Here is a 16,416-nt window from a genome sequence, read left to right on the forward strand (position 1 = left end):
CGCGATGCCGGACGGGTGCAGGGCGGTGAGGGATGATCGGCAGGGTCGCCAGGTGCTTGTTCAGGTCGACGTCGGCCAGGTGGCGCGTGTACTGCACCTCGCCGCTGTCTCCGCAGGTGCAGCGCATCCGGTAGGTCTTGCCGATCTCGTCGAGTCCGCGCTTGATGACCGGCCGGTGCCGGACCGGGGCGCTCACGCCACACCGCCCAGAGCCTTCTTGACCTTGGTGGCGATGTCGGCGCCGACGCCGAGCGCCGCACGGATCTTCTGGATGCCCGGGTCTGCGGGCAGCTCTCCCGCCGCGATCAGCTCGCGCACCTTGCAACTTGAAGTCCTGTATCGCTTCCCCCCTGCCCATTGACCTCACCGATGAGCGCGGCGTAGAAGCGGGCCAGGGCGCGAGCGGTGCAGATGCCGTTGATCGAGGGCATCTCGGCGGCCTGCTCGGCGGGGTCGTCGTGGTTCAGCAGCGGCGTCACGACGGTCATCGATCGCATGGTCAGCGACGTGGGATCGGCATAGGCTCTCATCATCTCGCGCGGGTTCGGCGTCAAGGACGCGAGCCTGTACTCCCACGTCAAGAACCTGCAGGAACTGAGGACCAGGGTGGCGGTACTCGCCTTGGCGGAAATCGCCGACAGGGTCGGCCGCCGCCTGGTCGGACGCGCGGGCTACGAGCTGTCAGAGCCCGACCATACGGATGCGGTACGGCTGCTGCACAGCACCTTCTACGGCTATGTGCGCCTGGAAGCGGTGGGCGGGTTCCGGCATCGCCCACTCGAGGCAGACGCCTCATGGTCCAGAACTCTGAACGCCCTCGATGTCGTCCTCAGAAACTGGCCGCCGGCTACGTGATTCGTCTATGGTGCCAGGCGCCACCACCAACCGACAGGCTCACCCGTCCGGCTGGTGCGCGCGCCTGGCGATCAGCGCCTCGATGCCGTCGAGCAGGAGGTCGAGGCCGAACCGGAAGTCGCCGTCCTCGATCCAGCCTTCGGATTCCCTGAGCATCCCGGAGCCCATCATGGCCGACAGTGCCGGGTACGTCTGGGGGTCGAGCACCTCGGCGAGCACCTCGCCGTAGGCGGCGGCCCCGGCGATCCCCGCTGCGGCAAGTTCCCGGCCGCCCGTGTTCATCGCGTGTACGAGCGTGGCATCGGTCAGCGCGTAGCCAGCGAGCGCGGTGGCGGCATTGAATTTCTCGCCGTCGTCGAGCGTGGTGTCGCCGAGCGCGTCCAGGGCACGGTCGAGCCAGTACAGCCGCCGCGGACCCATGGACGGGGTGAGGCCCTGGCCGGACAACAGCCACGGGCGCGACAACAGGAAGTCGCGGTTGGCCCGGGTCCACGCGGCGAGGTAGTCACGCCAGGACAGGTTCCCGCGCTCGGGCGGCGGGGGGACGGCGCTGTCGGCCATGACGGTCAGCAGTTCGTCCTTGCTGCCGACGTACCTGTAAAGCGCCATCGGCGCGACGCCCACCTGGGCGGCGACACTGCTCATCGAGACCCCGGCCAGCCCTTCGGTGTCGGCGATGTCGATGGCGGCCGCGACGATCGTCGCCAGGTCCAGGCGCGGCCGCGGCCCCCGACGCGACGCGGGTTCGCGCCCCCACATCCGCGCCACGACGGGCGGCAACTCTGCCATCGGACCTCTCTCCCCTGTCCAAGAACTGTGTACGTGATATAGCTTTCAATACTGTGTATGCCATACAGAGTACGAAATACGCGGTTAGTGAGGCCCCGATCCACGCCCATTGCCTCGCCGATCACCTCGGTGCCGTCCAGGCGGCGTGCTTCTGGGCGGCCGTTGAGAAACGAACCGGCGCATGGCCGGGAGCGCGTCTGTCGTGATGGAGATCCGTACCTTCGCCGACACCGACCGCACTGAGCTACGCGAGCTGTTCAGCCGCGTCGGCGAGGGCGCTCCGACCGCTTCTCTGTGGGGACACGAGGAGTCCGAAGCGGCCATGTACCTGGCCCCGTACATGGACCTGGAACCCGACTCGCTCTTCGTCGCCGTGATAGATGGAGCTTTGGCCGGCTACCTGACGGAGTGCCTCGACAGCTCAACGTTTCCCAGCGAGAGCGAGCGCATGGAGAAGGCCATCAGGAAATACCGGCTGGTCTTCCGGCCCAAGCCCGCGGCCTTCTTCGCTCGCAGCATGGTCGACATCGCGTGGGCCACGATCCGGCGCGAGTCCACCGCAGGAGACTTCGACGATGCCCGGTGGCCGGCGCACCTGCACATCAACGTCGCGCCCCCGGCTCGGGGAACCGGTGCCGCCGACGAACTGATGAACCGATGGTTCGATCGGCTCAGAGAATCCGGATCCCCCGGATGCCACCTGCAGACCTTGGTCGAGAACACCCGCGCGGTACGGTTCTTCGAGCGCATGGGCTTCGCCAGGCATGGTCCGACGCCGCTAGTCCCCGGCCTCAGGCACGGCGGCCGGCGACTGCACCAGCAGACGATGGTCTGGAGTCCATGACCGACTCCACATCTCTCGTCCACGCACCCACAGTCACGGCTCCCGCTCCTTTCCGGGGCGGAGACCTCGCTATAGACGATTGAGTCCAAGGGATCGCCTGCGGAAATAGAGCGAGGGCGTTCAAGATCCGTTTGTGACGACAGAACTGAACACCCTCGCAACCGCACTGTACGTGAATCCTGCAGTGGAATCATGATCATCGATCAGAGCGATCCACTGGCCAGCCCTCGAGGCCGCCATGACGCCCAGTATGGCCGCGTGGCTGGCCGAGTCAGGCCCGCGTGGCCACGGGGGCCCCAGCGGTCGTCTCCAGCACGAGCAGCCGTGCGGACAACGGGACCAACGCGACACCCATCAGAGCGAACATCATGATCCCGGACACGGCGTCGGGCGCCACGAAGTCGGCTGCCAGTGCCGCCACCAGCGTCACTGCCGCCCACCGCGGTGCCAGCCGCGTCCGCCAGAGGGCGACGACGAGGATGAGGGTGCCCACGACGGTCGCCAGCAGCACCGGGACGATGAGCACGGCGAAGGGCGGTGCCGCAAACATCGCCGCGGCGATCTCGGCCGCACCTGCCCGGTCCGGATGGTGGGCGAGCGGGTACTGGGCCATCACGTAGGCGACGGGACCGATGTGGAGCGCCCACCCCAGCGCCGTGAGGACCGTCGCGGCGACGCCGAGCCGCGAGCCCTGGGCACGGAAGGGCCCGGTGAGCCCGAACAGGCCACCGGCGAAGCACAGGAACGAGATGACGAGCAGCACGTTCGCACCCATCCAGCGGGCGGGCTGCGCCTCGATCAGGGCGAGTTGGGCGGCGGCGTCGGCGGACGCCGGCAGGAGGATCGTGCCGGCCAGGCCGGTGACGGCGGCGGTGAGCAGTGCGACGGCGGTGCTTCGGCGTGACATGTGGACCTCCGGGGGAGCACTGGTTGGTGCCGCCGACCCTAGGGACGGCCGGCGCCAGAATCGTCGGAGGTCACGCCGAGCCGCATACGAGCCTGCTCGTATGCGGCTACCTCCCCGGGTCGATGCCGCACGGGGCAGCGCGCCGTTATGGTTCGTGCCATGACCGACGACGGCGCCGACGCCCTGGCGCAGTGGCTGAGGGCCCGGCCGCGGCTCGTGGACTTCACGGTGGCCGCCGTCCTCGTCGCGCTCGGTGCCGGGCAGGTGATGGCCGGGGACGGCGCCGCGACGGCGCTGATCGTCTCGGTCGCCATGACGGCGCCTGTCGCGTGGCGGCGCCGACGGCCCCTGCTGGCCGTCCTGATCGGGTGGTCGGCCCTCTTCGTCGGGGAGGGCCTGGGCGCGGACATCACGAGCCAGGGCTACGCGGCCGTGATCGCGCTCATACTCACCGTCTACTCGGTCGCCGCCTACGCCCCGCTCCGCCGCGCGCTCGTCGGCCTGGTCGCGGCGCTGGCCCTGGTCTGGGGCGCGATCCCGTTCGCCGCGTCACAGACAGTGGCCGACTTCGCGTTCACCGGGCTGATCACGCTCGCGCCCTGGCTCGCGGGCCGCACCATCCGGGACCGACAGCTGCGCATCACCGAGCTGCGACGCCTGGCCCGCGAGCTGGAGCACGAGCGGGAGGAACGGGCCCGTGAGGCGAGGGATGCAGAGCGCTCCCGCATCGCCCGGGAGATGCACGACGTGCTTGCACACACTGTCAGCGTGGTGGTGGTCCAGCTCGGCGCGATCGAGCGCATCATGGAGTCCGATCCGGGCACGGCCCGCTCAGTGGTCGCCTCGGTGCGCGCCACCGCGAAGTCCGCGCTCGGCGAGCTGCGGTTCCTGCTAGGCCTCGATGGCGTTCCCGCGGCCGGGCCTCGTCCTTCCCTGGCCCGGCTCGGCGACCTTGTCGACGACATGCGTGCCGCCGGCGTGCCGGTTGAGCTGACGGTCAGAGGTTCGGTCGGCGGGCTGTCGTCGGCGGTCGACCTGGCCGCCTACCGGATCGTTCAGGAGTCCCTCACGAACGTCATGCGCCACGCCACGGGCGCACCCACCCGTGCCCTCGTGGTAGTGGATGAGGATGCCGTGCGTCTCACGGTCGAGGACGACGGCGCTACCCGGCCCGCGTCGCGGGTACACCCGCCCGGGGCGCCCGAGCGGGCCGGTTACGGCCTGATCGGGATGGCGGAGCGGGCCCGGCTGTGCGGGGGCGACCTTGAGGCCGGGCCCCGGCCGGGCGGAGGCTTCCGCGTTCAGGCGTGGCTGCCCCTGGTACGGGCCGTGAGCGTGGCATGATCCGGATCCTGCTGGCCGACGACCAGTCGCTCGTGCGTGCCGGGTTCCGGCTCATTCTCGAGGCCGAGGAAGATCTCGAGGTCGTGGGCGAGACCGCCGACGGGCGGCAGGCGGTCGCCGCCGCCCGCGAGCTCCGACCGGACCTCGTGCTCATGGACATCCGGATGCCTGTGCTCGACGGGATCGGCGCGACGCGTGAGCTGGCAAGGGCCAGCGCCACGGCCAAGGTCCTGGTACTCACCACCTTCGACGACGATGCCCTCGTCCACGACGCGCTGCGCGCCGGCGCGAGCGGGTTTCTTCTCAAGGACGTGGACCCTCCCGACCTCGTCCAGGCCTGCCGGACCGTCGTCCGTGATGAGGCGCTGCTCGCGCCGGCCATCACCCGGAGGCTCATTGAACGGTTCCTCGCCACCCCGCCGCCGGGCCGCCCGCCGGCTGCGTTCTCCATGCTGACGGCGCGCGAGCTCGAGGTGTTCACGCTGATGGCTCGGGGTCTGAACAACCAGGAGGTCGCCAACCGGCTGGTGATCTCCGCCACGACCGTCCGGACGCATATCACCCGCATACTCGCCAAGCTCGGCCTGCGTGACCGGGTGCACGCCGTAGTCCTCGGCTATGAGTCCGGGCTGGTTCGTCCCGGCGAGGATGCCTGAGCAGATCCAGGTCGGCAGCCACACGTGCAGTTGCCAGCCCTCGTAGGAGATGGTCTGGCCGGTCCACACCGGCCAGAAGAACACCGCCGCCGCGACAGCAAGTCCCACGACGACCCCCACAGCACCCACGCCGCCGGGTTGAGGCGGGTGTCGCCGTCGTCGCTAACGAACAGCGCCAGGGGCAACTCCGGAGGCACCTCGGCTTGACCGCATGGGGTGCCGTCCGCGTGCTCGCAGCCCCTACAGGCCCAGACCTGCTGCCGGTTGAACGTGATCTTTCTGACGGGCTTCCTGGTGCACCCGTGAAGCACTGGCCGCGCTCTGACCGCTCCCGCGCCGGTCAGCCCAGGCGTGCGTGACCGCGTTGACGGCGAGGCCGGCGGTGAAGCTGACCGCGCTGGCCCGTTACGGGCTGGTCTCCAAGGCGCCGACATCTCGACATCGCCTTCAGTTCGACGAACAGCCGCTCGGCGAGCATCTCGTAGACCGACGCCATCTCGTTGGCGTTGCTAAGCCCAGACCCGGCACGCCCAAGTCGCCGCGGCTTTGGAGGCGGCCGGGTTCCACCCGACGCCGAAGGGCCTGCGCATCCGCTCCTGAGCGGGTCGCTCAGAACTCGACCGGGCCGTAGATCGCGGCGGCGGCGCCCGTCGTCATGGCCCAGTAGCGGTCGCCGTAGGACCAGTGCCACCACTCGGTCGGATAGTTGACCAGTCCGACCGCCTCCAGCGCGGTCGAGAGGACCTTGCGGTTCTGCCGCGCGTCCGTGCTGATGTTCGACGCGCCGGTGTAGCAGGCGCCACCGCTCTGCTCCGGGTTGTCGTTCACCGCGGTGCCCATGTCGAGCTCGACGCCGTCGTCGTCGCACAGCGTGAGGTCGACGGCCGCTCCGGCGGTGTGCGGCGCGACCTCGATCGGCGAGACGTACCGGCTGGCGGCGCTGTGCAGCTCTTCGGGCGACATTCCAGGAAATGTCGCCCGAAGCTCGTCCTTGTAGTCCTCGAAGTACTTCCGCTGCAGCGAGGGCGGGCGGTAACCCTCCACGACCACGATGTGGTATCCGGCCGGCAGCAGGGCCTGCGCGTCCTCCAGCCGGGCCAGCACACCTTCCCGCAGATGGGCGTAGGCCCCGGCGTCGTCGGCGAGACGCCCGTCCACGCGGAGCCTGCCGCGGACGTCGCGGAGTGCCTCGCCGCACTCCGCGACGGGAAGGGAGGTGACACGGGGATCGGAGATGAGGACGATGTCAAGCATGGTCAAAAACCTACCCGCTCTCGCGCAGCGCTCGGGGCCGTGGCTTCCCCGGCCCTGACGCACACCCGGGGCCATCTGCGTCTCGATCAGCCCCGTCCGGACCAGCCCAGTACCGGACCAGACCCTCCCCGATCAGGGCCGTACCTGATCAGACCGTGGACGAGAAGACCTGCTCCCTCGCCTGGTCCAGCGCCGCCACCAGGGCGCCGCGCAGGACGGGATTGCCCTCGACCTGGGTGACCGCGACGGCGGGCCGGCTCGGGCAGACCCGGGCCACCGCCTCCTCCACCCGGCGGGCGAGCTCCCATCCCCCGGCCCGCCCGATGTCGCCGCTCAGGACGACGAGCCCGGGGTCGAGCACCACCGCCACCGCCGCCACCCCCACAGCGAGGCGGCCCGCCAGGTCCTCCAGGAAGCCGGAGTTGCCGGTGGCGACCGCCGTACGGACGAGATCGGCGACGGGAGCGGCGGCGAGGCCGTGCCCGGCCGCGATCTCGGCCAGGGCCGTGTTCCCGACCAGCCGCTGGAACGAGCCGGACTGGGGATCCGTGACGTCCGCCGGCAGCGGCTCGCCGGGGACGGGAAGCCAGCCGACCTCCCCCGCGCCGCCGGAGATGCCCCGGTGCAGGCGCCCGCCCAGCATGACGCCGAGCCCCTGGCCGACGCCGGTCCAGAGGACGACGAAGTCGTCCACCCCCATGGCGACGCCGTACGCCTGCTCGGCGAGCGCGACGAGGTTGACGTCGTTCTCGATGACCACGGATTCGCCGAGGCCGGCCCGCAACCCCGCGAGGACGCCGACGTGCCAGGCGGGCAGGTCGAACGAGTAGCGCACGTCACCCGTGGCGGGATCCACCACGCCGCGCGTCCCGATCACGAAGCATCGCAGGCGGGCCAGGTCGACGCTCGCCGTCGCGCAGGCGCGGAGCACGGCGTTGCGCACGATCCCCACGGGGTCGGCGGCCTCGGTCGGGTCGACGGTCACCTCCGCCATGACCTCGCCGGTGATGTCGGCCACGGCCGCGGTGACGCTGTCCGGCAGCACCTCAAGAGCGGCCACGTACGCGCTGGTCGGATCGACGGCGTAGAGCGCGGCGTTCGGGCCGCGGCCCCCCGGCCGCTCACCGGCCGTGGTCACCAGCCCCCGCTCCTCCAGTCGAGCCAGCAGCTGGCCGGAGGTGACCCGGGAGAGCCCGGTGAGTTCTCCCAGCTCGCCGCGGGTCAGCGGACCGTGCGCGACAAGCAGCTCCAGCGCGGCCCGGTCGTTCATCTGGCGCAGCAGCCGGGGTGTGCCCGGTCGTAGTGACACCGGCCGCGCCTCCTCTCTCGTCACGATCCGCTAACGGCATGTTTTTTTTAATAAAGTTTATTGTTAGTTTAGCGGCAGCCGCCCCGGAGGCAAGCGATCAGGCCACGGGACGCGCCAACCGAGCGCCACCCCGACATGAAGCCGGGAAGGGAGAAACCCAACGTGAAGTTCGTGAAGATCGCGGCCGCCACCACCGCGACCGCCGCTTTGGCCCTGGGTCTCGCCGCTTGCAGCAGCGAGGACAAGCCCGCGACGCAGCAGACCACCGCCGCGTCCGACGCCGCATCCGGCCCCAAGTACGCCGGGCAGACCCTCACCGTGTGGCGCCTCGGCGCTCCCACTGAGGTCTCCGACAAGTACATGGCCGACCTGGGCGCCAAGTTCAAGGAGGTCACCGGCGCGGAGGCCACGGTCCAGTACATCCCGTGGCCCGACGCCCAGAAGAAGTGGACCGCCGCGCTCGCCGGCGGCGAAGGCCCGGACGTCACCGAGTTCGGCAACGACCAGGTCGCCGCGTGGGTGCAGCAGGAGGCGCTCGCCGACATCACCGACCTGACCAAGGGCGACGCCGATCTGCAGCAGATCCCGCAGAACCTGTGGAGCTACGAGACCATCGACGGCAAGATCTACGCGGCGCCCTGGGGCGGCGGCACCCGCGCCGTGCTGTATCGCAAGGACTGGTTCGACAAGCTCGGCATCTCCGTGCCGACGAGCTGGGACGAGCTGGTCGCCGCGGCCAAGAAGATCGTCGAGAAGCAGGGCAAGGACGTGGACGGCTTCGCCTTCAACGGCGGGTCGGACGCCAACATGTCGCTCTCGCCGTTCGTCTGGTCGGCCGGCGGCGACTTCGCCGCGTTCGAGGGCGGCAAGTGGGTCGGCAAGCTGACCGAGCCCGCCTTCAAGGAGGGCTTCCAGTTCTACACGGACCTGGTCGCCAAGGACGGCGTCTCCGGCAAGGGCCGCCTGACCCAGAACTCCGTCGACATCTCGCAGCGCTTCGCCGCGGGCAAGGTCGGCATGTACGTCACCGGCGGCTGGGACATCGCCGCCATCAAGGAGCAGAGCAAGGGCAAGATCGACGAGTCGAAGATGGCGTTCTTCTCGCTCCCCGCGAAGGACGGCAGCGGCCCGGCCCCGGCCTTCCAGGGCGGCAACGACATCGCCATCTGGAAGGACGCCAAGAACCCCGAGCTGGCCGCCGAGTATCTGAAGCTCGCCGCGGGCAAGGAGTTCGGCGTCCGGTACGCCAAGGAGGGCGGCCTGCTTCCGCTCTACCCGGACGCGCTCGCCGAGATGGGCAACGACCCGGCGCAGAAGCCGTTCACCGACACCTTCAAGGTCGCGAAGGGCTTCCCCGCCAGCCCGAACTGGGCCGAGGCCAACGACACCAAGGCGGTGCTGCAGAACGCGGCCCGCTCGGTGATCGACGGCAAGAAGAGCGTCGACCAGGCTCTGGCGGACGCCAACACCGAGCTCGAGACGATTCTCAACCAGTAACGCCATGACGACTCACACGTCGACAGCGGCCCGGGGCGGAGGGAACTCCTCCGCCCCGGCGCGGCGCCCGCGACAATCACCGCGCAGATCCAGCGGGCTCCCCGACTGGGTCGTTCCGTACGTCCTGCTCCTGCCCGGGCTCCTGGTCATCGCGGCGCTGCTGCTCTACCCGCTGTACCAGATAATCGACATGTCCTTCCACAAGGTCGGGCTGGCGCAGATCAAGGCGATCAACCCGCGCCCCGCGGAGTTCGTGGGGGTGGACAACTACACCCACATCTTCGAGTCCGACCTGTTCTGGCCGTCGCTGCGGAACACCATCCTGTTCGCCGCCGTCACGGTCGCCCTGACGCTGATCCTCGGAACGCTCGTCGGCCTGCTGCTCAACAAGCTCGGCAAGAAGATGTCGATGCTCGTCATCGTCGGCATCATGGCCGCCTGGGCGACCCCGCCCACCGCGCAGAGCGTGGTCTGGAAGTGGATGTTCGACTCGGACTCCGGCGTGGTGAACTGGTCGCTGAACCTGGTCCCCACCTGGCTGTCCGAGCTGGTCTTCGGGGTCTCCGACTGGAGCGGGCACCCCTGGTTCAACAGCACGATCACCATCTACTTCGTGTTCGTCGTCATGGTGGTCTGGGGGGCCTTCCCGTTCATCGCGGTGTCGGTCCTGGCCGGTCTGAAGAGCATCCCCAGCGAGCTGTACGAGGCCGCCCAGATGGACGGCTCCGGCCCGTTCACCACGTTCAGGAAGGTCACCTTCCCGCTGCTCAAGCCGGTGTTCTCGGTTCTGATGGTGCTGTCCATCATCTGGGACTTCAAGGTCTTCACCCAGCTCTACCTGTTGGGTGGCGGCACCGTGAACCGGGACGCGTTCAACCTCTCCCTGTGGAGCTACGCCGAGGCGTTCAGCAACCCGCCGAAGATGGGCATCGGCGCCGCGATCGCCGTCGTGCTGACGGCCATCCTGATGGTGATCACCTTCGTGTACGTCCGGCAGATCGTGAAGACGGAGGACGACATCCGATGAACGACGGCCTGACCCGCAAGCGTCTCGGGCGCGCCGCGCTCAACGGAGCCGGGATCGTCGTGTTCCTGTTCGCGGTGTTCCCCGTCTACTGGATGGTCTCCACCGCGTTCAAGCCGAACGATCAGATCTTCACCACCGAGTTCATCCCGTTCCCCAGCCCGCCGTCGCTCGACCACATCTCCCGGGTGTTCACCAAGGGCGTCGCCGGGCACTCGATCTGGCAGTACCTGCTGAACAGCGCGATCGTGGCGGTCAGCGCCGTCGTGCTCGGCGCGGTCTTCGCGCTGCTCGCCGCGACCGCGGTGGCCAGGTTCCGGTTCCGGTTCCGCACCTCGTTCCTGATCCTGCTGCTGATCGTGCAGATGGTGCCCGCCGAAGCCCTGCTGATCTCGCTGTTCACCATGGTGAAGCGGCTCGGCATGTACGACCAGCTCATCGGCTTGGTCGTGATCAACGTCGGGCTCACCCTGCCGTTCTCCGTCTGGATGCTGCGCACGTTCGTCGCCGCGGTGCCCAAGGAGGTGGAGGAGGCGGCCTGGATCGACGGCGCCAGCCGGTTCTCGACCTTCTGGCGGGTGCTGTTCCCGCTGGTGGCCCCCGGCCTGGTCGCGACCAGCATCTTCTCGTTCATCACCACCTGGAACGAGTTCGCCTACGCATTGACGCTGATCAACGACCAGGGCAAGTACACGATGCCGGTGGCGCTGCAGTTCTTCGTCGGCCAGCGGTCGACGGACTGGGGCGGGATCATGGCCGCCTCGACCCTGATGACCATCCCGGTCCTCATCTTCTTCCTCCTGGTGCAGCGGCGCATGGTCTCCGGACTCGTCGCCGGCGCCGTCAAGGGCTGAACCCGCCCTCCACCACTCCGCGCTGAACCATCAGCGCCGATCCACACCATCTCGTACGGCTCCGGCACGCCGCGGGAGCCGTACCACGACCATCATGGAGCCGAAGACAGCCATGTCCGACTACTCCGCGAGCATCGGCGACCGGGGGCTATACCGTCTCGCGGCCGGCACGTTGCTCGTCGCCTTCCCCGGCACGACCGCCCCTGACTGGGTTCTCCACGAACTGGAGAACGGCCTCGGCGGTGTCACCCTCTTCGGATTCAACGTGGCGAGCCCCGAGCAGCTCGCCGAGCTCACCGGGCGGCTGGGCAGCGCCGGCAGACCGGTGATCTCGCTCGACGAGGAAGGTGGGGACGTCACCCGCATCGCCTACCACACCGGCAGCCCGTACCCGGGCAACGCGGCGCTCGGCGCCGTCGACGACGTCGAGCTGACCGAGCGGGTCTACCGCTCCATCGCCTCCGACCTCGCCAGGTCCGGCGTCAACCTCGACATGGGACCCGTGGCCGACGTCAACACCGCGGACGACAACCCGGTGATCGGCACCCGTTCCTTCGGCTCGTCCACCGACCTGGTCGCGCGGCACACCGTGGCCGCCGTGCGCGGGCTCCAGGCGCTCGGGATCGCCGCCTGCGTCAAGCACTTCCCCGGGCACGGGGCCACCCGGCAGGACTCCCACCTGGAGATCCCCCAGGTCGACGTCCCGCGTGACCTGCTCTGGCGGCGCGAACTGACGCCCTTCCGGGCCGCCATCGACGCGGACACCAAGGCGATCATGACGGCGCACGTGGCGGTCCCCCACCTCACCGGTACGGCTCCCGCCACGCTGTCGCCCGCCGCGCTGACCACCCTGCTCCGCGAGGAGATGGGCTACGACGGCGTGGTGATCTCCGACGCCCTCGACATGCACGCGATCACCAAGAGCGTCGGCCTGGGCGGCGGTGCCGTACTGTCCCTGGTGGCGGGCTCGGACCTGCTCTGTCTCGGGCCGCTGCCCACCCACGAGGAGATCCGCGGCATCCTGGACGAGATCACCCGCGCGGTGGGCGACGGCCGCCTGCCGCTCGCCCGTCTCGAAGAGGCCGCCGACCGCGTGGCACGGCTGCGCGAGTGGTTCGCCGTGGCCCGCGAGGAGGCGGCGGAGAGCAACGTCATCGGCCTGGACGCCGCCCGGCGCGCCGTCACCCTCTCCGGATCGACGGCGCCTCTGGTCGATCCGTTCGTGATCGAGGTGGACACCCCGCCGACGATCGCGGTCGGCGACGTCCCCTGGGGCGTCGCGCCGTGGCTGCCGGAGGCTGAGATCGTCCGGATCAAGCCGGACGAGGCCCAGCCCGCCGCGCTGCTCAGCCGCGCCGAGGGCCGCTCGCTGGTCATCGTGGTCAAGGACGCGCACCGGTACCCCCGGAGCCGCGACCTCGTCTCCGCCCTTCTCGCCGGCCGCCCCGACGGGGTGGTGGTCGAGATGGGGCTGCCCGTCTGGCGACCCCAGGCGGCGGCGTACATCGCGACCTATGGGGCCGCGCGGGCCAACGCCCAGGCGGCCGTGGAGCTACTGACGGCGTAGCCACCCGCCCCAGATGTCCTCCGGCACAGAGTCCGGCACAGAGACCGGCACAGACGCCCGGCCCCGCCCACCGAGCGCGGGCCGGGCGTTCCCGTGTGCCCAACGCTTCCCACGTTCCGACCACATGGCCGACGGCCGCGTGTCAGGAACCTAAGACGCGAAGATCTCCTCACGGGCCTGCTCAAGCGCGGCCAGGACCGCGCCGCGCAACACCGGGTTGCCCTCGAGCTCGGTGGTGACCACCTGGGGCCGGATCAGGCAGATCCGCGCGACGGCCTCCTCGACCCGCGAGGTCAGACCGGCTCCTCCGGCCCGGCCGACCTCTCCGGCGAGGACCACCAGCCCGGGGTCGAGCACCACGCAGACCGACGCGACGCCCAGGGCCAGGCGGGAGGCGATCTCGTCCAGCAGAGGGGCGCCGCGCTCCCCGGCCTCCACCGCCGCCGTCACGCATTCGGCGGCGCCGCCGCCGACGAAGCCGTACTCGCGGGCCAGTTCGGTGACCGCCTCGGCGCTGACCAGGGACTGCAGGCCGCCGGCGAGCGAGGGCAGCCGTCCTGGCGTGGCCTTCACGGTCTCGGCCAGCGGAACACCCGGCACCGGAAGGTAGCCGATCTCGCCCGCGCTGCCGGACCTGCCCCGGTGCAACCGGCCGCCCAGGACGACGGCGAGACCGATGCCCCGGCCCACCCAGACGAGCACGAAGTCCTCGACGTCCCGGGCCGCCCCGCTGGCACGTTCCGCGACCGCGACGAGGTTGACGTCGTTCTCGATGGTGACCTCGCGGCGCAGATCCCTGGCCAGCGCCTCGTGGATGCCCTCATGCCAGTGCGGCAGGTCGAAGGAGAACCGCACGTCGCCGGTCCGCGGGTCCACCACGCCGGGGGTGCCGATGACGACGCCGCGCAGCCGTGACAGCGCCACCTTGGCCGACCTGCACGCCTTCACGACGGCGTTGTGGACGGCGGCGACGGGATCGTCGTGCGCGCTCGGCTCCGCGGTGACCTGGGCGATCACCTTGCCGTTGATGTCGGCGATCGCCGCCGTGACCAGATCGGGACCGACGTCCAGGCCCGCGACGTACCCACACGACGGGACCACGCCGTACAGCGCGGCGTTGGGCCCCCTGTTGCCCGCCTGTTCCCCGACGACCTCGACGAGGCCGCGCTCCTCCAGCCGCGCGAGGGTCTGCGAGGCAGTGACCTTGGACAGCCCGGTCAGCTCGCCGATCTGGCCCCGGGTCAGCGGGCCGGAGGCGAGCAGCAACTCCAGCGCGGCCCGGTCGTTGATCTCCCGCAGCAGCCTTGGAACGCCAGGACGCCGCTCCATGGTCCTACTTTCCATGATCGCCCCCGAAGATCATTTACAAGGTGCGCACGCGTCCGGTCAGCAAAGTTTCCTGTCAGCTTAGCGATCAGGCCCCCCTGCCGCATCGGGCGGAAACCGCCGGATGCCGGGCTATTGCCCTCCCACACCAGAAGCACGAGGATCGCTCATGTCTTCGATAGAGGAGAGCGCATGGCCGGACAGGTCACCGATCACCGCGACACCCCCACGATGCGGCGGATTCCTCCTCAGATCGGGACTGCGGCCGCCATCGCTCTGGGCGTGCTCCTGCTGACCGACACGCTGCGGGTTTTCCTGCCCTCACTGATCACCTTGTACGGCAGGGCCGGCGACACCCCGCCGGAACAGATGGGGATCTTCGCCGCGCTGTGGTTCGCGCTGCCCTTCGCCGCCATCCCGGTCGCGCGCCTCACCGGCGCCCGCCCGATCCAGATCTGCGGCGCCGTCCTCCTCATCGTGGCCCGGCTCGTCCTGCAGGCGGCCGACGGCGGCGATCTCCAGCTCTACGTCTCCGCGATCGGCGTGTGCGCCGGCCTCCTCTTCCTGTACGGCACCGCCCGCACGGCCGCACGTGAGGCGGTCCCCGTGGGCCTGGCCGCCGGGCTGGCGATCTCAACGATCGCGCACCTCCTGCTCGACCGGATGGACCTGGTCTGGCGGGACGGCCCGCTCCCCTGGCTCGCCGTCGCGGCGGTCTGCGCCGCCTTCCTCGCGTCCGTACGGCTCTCGCCCCCGTCAGGCGACCTCGCCCCCGCGCCCGTGTGGTTCCTGGCCGGACCGGCCCTCCTGTTGCTGGGCATGACCTCGGGCGGCTTCGCCTTTCCTTTCGCGTTCATCGGCGTGGTCCTCCAGGTCGTCGCCCTGTGCTGGGGCGTCGTGACCGCGCGCACCGCCCGATGGGGCTGGTGGAGCGTCATCCTCGTTCTGGCGACCCTGCTCTGGGCCGACGCACCGGCCTCGCCGCCCTCTCTCCTCGTCCCCCTGGCACTGGGCGCGTGCCTACGCTTCTGCGCGTGCGCCGCCACGCCCCCTGGCCGTCCTCCTCGCGCCGGCGTCGCCGCACTCGGCGGCATGGTGGTGTTCCTGGTCGCCACGTTCCTCTACTACGCGGCCTACGACACCGACCTCGGATTCCCCAACCTGGTGATCCCTGCCGCGGTGGCCGCGCTGGTGGCCGGCACGAGCGCGAAGGTCTCCCGGCGCCGCCTCCTCGTCCCCATCGCGTGGCCGTCCAGGAAGTGGCTGCCGTTCGCCCTGGGGCTGGGCCTGGTCACCGGACTGCTCACCTGGCATCCGGAGCCCGACCGGCGCGAAGCGGCTCAGCCCGAGTTCACCCTCATCACGTACAACATCAGGATGGGCTTCGGCCTCAAAGGACGGCTCGACCTGGACCGGATCGCCGACTGGGCCCGCGCGCAGCACCCGGACGTGGTGCTGCTCAGCGAGGTGGACCGGGGATGGATGCTCAACGGCGGCCACGACGACCTGGCCCGGATCGCCAAGGGCCTCGGCATGCGGTACTACTTCGCTCCCGCGGCCGACCCGCTCTGGGGCGACGCGCTGCTCACGAACCTTCCGGTCGAGGAGATCGCCTCGCACCCTCTGGGCCGGCACGACTACCCCACCGGCGCCCAGGCCCAGGCGATCGTGCTCACTGTCAGCGGCAAGGAGGTCGGGATCGTGAACACCCATCTCCAGGCGCCGCCCGGCCAGGCTCCCGAAGTGGCGGCGATCGTACGGAACCTCACCGCCGGAAACTCCGCGACGAGCGCGGGAACCCTGGAAAACCCCGTGTCCACGGCGGGACACGCCGGAGTGGCACGACCGGTGCTCCTGGCGGGGGACCTCAACACCACGCCGGACGACCCCGAGATGCGGATCCTCTCGGCTGCCGGGGTGTCCGACCCGCTGCTCGCGCTGGGAAACCCGCCCACGTCTCCGGCCGAGGCTCCGGAGGAGCGTATCGACCACGTGCTCATCTCCCCGGGACTCCAGGCGGTCGAGGCCCGGGTGCCGCGGGTGCCCTTCTCCGACCACCTTCCGGTCGTCGTACGGCTCCGCCTCGACTGACGGCGGGTTGACGGCGGCGCTGACGGCGGGGCTGACGACAGCGCTGACGACATGGCGCGAGGCGGCGTCGAACCACTGCCAACCAGGCGGGATAATCGA

Annotated in this window: 16 protein-coding genes; 9 read left to right on the plus strand and 7 right to left on the minus strand. The window is 70.1% G+C overall.

Annotation, left to right across the window (positions count from 1 at the left end; translation table 11 throughout):
- Window positions 1–192: 192 nt before the first annotated feature.
- Both QSK17_RS10230 and QSK17_RS10235 read right to left on the minus strand, forming a co-directional pair.
- Window positions 193–318 carry a hypothetical protein gene (locus QSK17_RS10230; protein ID WP_285704338.1) on the minus strand — a complete coding sequence of 42 codons (126 nt, stop codon included), beginning with the start codon at window positions 316–318 and terminating at the stop codon, window positions 193–195.
- Window positions 306–554 (minus strand): hypothetical protein, encoded by a 249-nt coding sequence (locus QSK17_RS10235; RefSeq protein ID WP_285704339.1) that lies wholly within the window; start codon window positions 552–554, stop codon window positions 306–308. The genes QSK17_RS10230 and QSK17_RS10235 overlap by 13 nt, the downstream gene beginning before the upstream one ends.
- Window positions 555–606: 52 nt before the next feature.
- On the opposite strand from QSK17_RS10235, the gene QSK17_RS10240 reads away from it, so the two are divergent.
- On the plus strand, window positions 607–855 hold the full coding sequence (locus tag QSK17_RS10240) for a TetR-like C-terminal domain-containing protein (RefSeq protein ID WP_285704340.1): 249 nt from the start codon (window positions 607–609) through the stop codon (window positions 853–855).
- Between the two features lie 39 nt (window positions 856–894).
- Here the strand turns inward: QSK17_RS10240 and QSK17_RS10245 are convergent, their stop codons facing one another.
- Entirely contained in the window at window positions 895–1,644 is a 750-nt protein-coding gene (locus QSK17_RS10245; protein ID WP_285704341.1) for a TetR/AcrR family transcriptional regulator, read from the minus strand.
- Between the two features lie 205 nt (window positions 1,645–1,849).
- Between QSK17_RS10245 and QSK17_RS10250 the strand changes: the two genes are divergently transcribed.
- A complete protein-coding gene (locus QSK17_RS10250; protein WP_285704342.1) occupies window positions 1,850–2,488 on the plus strand; it encodes a GNAT family N-acetyltransferase in 639 nt (212 codons plus the stop codon).
- Between the two features lie 271 nt (window positions 2,489–2,759).
- Here the strand turns inward: QSK17_RS10250 and QSK17_RS10255 are convergent, their stop codons facing one another.
- Window positions 2,760–3,395 (minus strand): hypothetical protein, encoded by a 636-nt coding sequence (locus QSK17_RS10255; protein WP_285704343.1) that lies wholly within the window; start codon window positions 3,393–3,395, stop codon window positions 2,760–2,762.
- A 159-nt stretch (window positions 3,396–3,554) separates the two neighbouring features.
- On the opposite strand from QSK17_RS10255, the gene QSK17_RS10260 reads away from it, so the two are divergent.
- Together QSK17_RS10260 and QSK17_RS10265 are read left to right on the plus strand one after the other, a co-directional pair.
- Window positions 3,555–4,739 (plus strand): sensor histidine kinase, encoded by a 1,185-nt coding sequence (locus tag QSK17_RS10260; RefSeq protein ID WP_285704344.1) that lies wholly within the window; start codon window positions 3,555–3,557, stop codon window positions 4,737–4,739.
- Window positions 4,736–5,395 (plus strand): response regulator, encoded by a 660-nt coding sequence (locus tag QSK17_RS10265; protein WP_285704346.1) that lies wholly within the window; start codon window positions 4,736–4,738, stop codon window positions 5,393–5,395. Before QSK17_RS10260 ends, QSK17_RS10265 begins: the two co-directional genes overlap by 4 nt.
- A 609-nt stretch (window positions 5,396–6,004) precedes the next feature.
- Here the strand turns inward: QSK17_RS10265 and QSK17_RS10270 are convergent.
- Both QSK17_RS10270 and QSK17_RS10275 read right to left on the minus strand, forming a co-directional pair.
- On the minus strand, window positions 6,005–6,649 hold the full coding sequence (locus QSK17_RS10270; protein WP_285704347.1) for a M15 family metallopeptidase: 645 nt from the start codon (window positions 6,647–6,649) through the stop codon (window positions 6,005–6,007).
- A 148-nt stretch (window positions 6,650–6,797) separates the two neighbouring features.
- Complete coding sequence (locus QSK17_RS10275; protein WP_285704348.1) at window positions 6,798–7,958, minus strand: ROK family protein; 1,161 nt, start codon at window positions 7,956–7,958, stop codon at window positions 6,798–6,800.
- A gap of 162 nt (window positions 7,959–8,120) precedes the next feature.
- On the opposite strand from QSK17_RS10275, the gene QSK17_RS10280 reads away from it, so the two are divergent.
- The 4 genes from QSK17_RS10280 (at window position 8,121) to QSK17_RS10295 (ending at window position 12,900) form a co-directional block, all read left to right on the plus strand.
- Window positions 8,121–9,455 carry a sugar ABC transporter substrate-binding protein gene (locus QSK17_RS10280; protein ID WP_285704349.1) on the plus strand — a complete coding sequence of 445 codons (1,335 nt, stop codon included), beginning with the start codon at window positions 8,121–8,123 and terminating at the stop codon, window positions 9,453–9,455.
- 4 nt (window positions 9,456–9,459) lie between these two features.
- The gene (locus QSK17_RS10285) at window positions 9,460–10,482 is read left to right on the plus strand and encodes a carbohydrate ABC transporter permease (protein ID WP_285704350.1); all 1,023 of its coding nucleotides are present in this window, start codon (window positions 9,460–9,462) and stop codon (window positions 10,480–10,482) included.
- A complete protein-coding gene (locus QSK17_RS10290; RefSeq protein ID WP_285704351.1) occupies window positions 10,479–11,333 on the plus strand; it encodes a carbohydrate ABC transporter permease in 855 nt (284 codons plus the stop codon). Before QSK17_RS10285 ends, QSK17_RS10290 begins: the two co-directional genes overlap by 4 nt.
- Window positions 11,334–11,427: 94 nt before the next feature.
- Window positions 11,428–12,900 (plus strand): glycoside hydrolase family 3 protein, encoded by a 1,473-nt coding sequence (locus tag QSK17_RS10295; protein ID WP_285704352.1) that lies wholly within the window; start codon window positions 11,428–11,430, stop codon window positions 12,898–12,900.
- Between the two features lie 150 nt (window positions 12,901–13,050).
- Here the strand turns inward: QSK17_RS10295 and QSK17_RS10300 are convergent, their stop codons facing one another.
- On the minus strand, window positions 13,051–14,229 hold the full coding sequence (locus tag QSK17_RS10300; RefSeq protein ID WP_285704353.1) for an ROK family transcriptional regulator: 1,179 nt from the start codon (window positions 14,227–14,229) through the stop codon (window positions 13,051–13,053).
- 189 nt (window positions 14,230–14,418) lie between these two features.
- On the opposite strand from QSK17_RS10300, the gene QSK17_RS10305 reads away from it, so the two are divergent.
- A complete protein-coding gene (locus tag QSK17_RS10305; protein ID WP_285704354.1) occupies window positions 14,419–16,317 on the plus strand; it encodes an endonuclease/exonuclease/phosphatase family protein in 1,899 nt (632 codons plus the stop codon).
- The last annotated feature ends 99 nt before the right edge of the window (window positions 16,318–16,416 follow it).

Source organism: Microtetraspora sp. NBRC 16547 (genome assembly GCF_030268965.1).
Taxonomy (GTDB): Bacteria; Actinomycetota; Actinomycetes; order Streptosporangiales; family Streptosporangiaceae; genus Microtetraspora.